The sequence below is a fragment of the Methylobacterium sp. genome (assembly GCF_019750675.1).
GTDB lineage: Bacteria > Pseudomonadota > Alphaproteobacteria > Rhizobiales > Beijerinckiaceae > Methylobacterium.
Map to the genome: position 1 here is coordinate 1 of NZ_JAIEOF010000446.1, position 1,759 is coordinate 1,759.

The 1,759-nt window shown below is 63.9% G+C and carries 2 protein-coding genes; one reads left to right on the plus strand and one right to left on the minus strand.

What is annotated here, in order from left to right; genetic code table 11:
- Positions 1–1,223: IS1182 family transposase (locus K2X24_RS23520; protein WP_292501676.1), on the minus strand; the 1,223-nt coding region annotated here is incomplete at its 3' end.
- A 109-nt stretch (positions 1,224–1,332) separates the two neighbouring features.
- Between K2X24_RS23520 and K2X24_RS23525 the strand changes: the two genes are divergently transcribed.
- Positions 1,333–1,731, plus strand: coding sequence for a hypothetical protein (locus tag K2X24_RS23525; protein ID WP_292501677.1), 399 nt, complete (start codon positions 1,333–1,335; stop codon positions 1,729–1,731).
- Positions 1,732–1,759: the final 28 nt, after the last annotated feature.

A 1,759-nucleotide genomic window follows, 5' to 3' on the forward strand; every position in this document is an offset into this window, starting at 1 on the left:
GTCTGGCGGCGGTCACGCATCGCGTTCGGGTTCTCGTCGAGCCGGCGCTGCACGGCTTCCAGCACGTGCTCGTGTTCCCAACGCGTGATGCGACGCTGCTCGGCGGGCGTGCAAAGGTTCTTGATCGGACAATTCGAACAGGCCGACGTCCAGTACCGCCGTAGGGTCATCCCGTTCTCGATGCTCTCGAAGCGGTAGGTCAGCGTCTGGTCCTCCGGGCAGCGATAGGTGTCGTCGCTCGCCTGGTAGACAAAGTCCTGCTTGCCGAATCGGCCCTCGGCCTTTGCACCGGACGTCATCGGCTTTGGCAGGGTGACCGCGATCCCCGCTCGGTCGCAGGCCAGGATCTCCTCACCGGAGAAGTAGCCCCGATCCGCCAGAACCTGGATGGCTTCCTCGCCCGTGGCGGCCTGAGCTTGCCCCGCGATATTGGCGAGCTGAGTGCGGTCGTGGCCGACGTTGGTCACTTCATGGGCGACGATGAGATGATGCTTCGTGTCCACCGCTGCCTGAACGTTGTAGCCGACGAGCCCGGTGCCCTTGCCGTTCGTCGCCATGGCCCGCGCATCGGGGTCGGTCAGCGAGATCTGTCGGTCTGGCGCGGCCTCGACGAGCGTCTCCATCGCCTGCAGCGCGCGCAGCCGATCCCGGAGTGCAGAGAGCCGCTCCTTCAGGCGCGGGGTCCGAAGCTCCGTCACCTCGGCCTCCTGACGGTCTGCGGTATCGAGGGCCGCGAGGTAGCGCACGATGCTCGTCTCGACCTGCTCGATGCGCCTGCGGACCGCGGCCGGGGTGAAGTTCCGGTCGCGCGTGTTCACGGCCTTGAACCGGCTGCCGTCAACGGCCACGACGCCTCCGGCCAGGAGACCGACCTGTCGGCAGAGCATCACGAAGTGCCGGCAGGTCGCGCAAAGCGCGTCCCCGTTCTCGCGCCGGAAGTCCGCGATCGTCTTGAAGTCGGGTGCGAGGCGGCCGATCAACCACATCAGTTCGACGTTGCGGCCAGCCTCCCGTTCCAAGCGTCGGCTGGAGGGGATCTGGTTCAAGTAGCCGTACAGGTAGAGCTTCAACAGCGTCGCGGGATGATAGCCCGGTCGACCGGTGGCGGCGGGCGTCACGCCGGCAAAGCCGAGGGCCGTGAGATCGAGTTCGTTGACGAATACATCGACGACGCGGGTCGGGTTATCCTGGGCGACGTAATCGTCCAGACAGGCAGGAAGCAACGTGACCTGATCACGGTCTGCTGCTTAGACAAAGCGTGCCATCTTTCATCTCCCGCCTTGGGAGAAATATTATCATAATGCGCACGAACCCTGAACAAGAAGATCGCCCATGCGCACCCTTCGCATATACGACATGACTGCCGGCATGCTTGATTTTGACCTGCGCCATATCCTGGCAGCGCTCGGAGCGCAGGCCATCGAATGCTCATGGATGGTGAGCGGTGTCGCCGCATACGATGCAGCTTTCGATGCGACGGGCGGACAGGCCGGACGTCTCGAAGAGCTTGCGACCTCCGGCAGGCGGATCAAGGGAGATCGGCTGCGAGACCTCGCCAACGGAACCCAGCAGGTCATCTGGGGCGAGTTTCAGGCTTACACGGATGCGAGCGCTACGGTGCCCGTGTTGATCGTGCGCGCCATCGACAGCAGCTTCTACGAGGTCGCCACCAACGACTCGTATGTCCTGCAAAACCTCAGGGCAACCTTCCGCGATGTCAGGTCAGCCTGATCACCAGGCGCTCTTTTCACACAGCCTC

Excerpts from the sequence above, each read along its gene's own strand:
- K2X24_RS23525 (WP_292501677.1), top strand. The coding sequence starts at position 1,333 with ATGCGCACCCTTCGCATATACGACATGACTGCCGGCATGCTTGATTTT.